The sequence below is a fragment of the Chryseobacterium sp. SIMBA_028 genome, assembly GCF_046535285.1.
GTDB lineage: Bacteria > Bacteroidota > Bacteroidia > Flavobacteriales > Weeksellaceae > Chryseobacterium.
The window spans coordinates 1-246 of sequence record NZ_JAWRWZ010000685.1; the positions used below are offsets into that span (position 1 = coordinate 1).

Consider the following 246-nt stretch of genomic DNA (forward strand, 5'->3'; position numbering starts at 1 on the left):
TTCTGTTTCTGAATCCTGTTAACGGAATTATATGGATAAATAACCATGTGAGCCATGCAAAAAAGCCGGTATAGGAAAACTGGGGTAAATCAACAACAGCATTAAACTTTGAAATAATTGCCATGCTGCCTTTATCATGATAAGAAAAAGGTTGTAATGGTTTCTTCGCTTCTTGTTTTCTGAGATTCTTTGCTGCTAATTTTGCCTGCTGAATGGCGACCTGCGCTAATTGAGGATGACCTTTTG

1 pseudogene is annotated in these 246 nt (G+C 37.8%); it reads right to left on the reverse strand.

The window, feature by feature from the left end:
* Positions 1 to 246 (reverse strand): annotated as a pseudogene (locus tag SCA31_RS24990) (NAD(P)/FAD-dependent oxidoreductase); the annotation flags it as partial.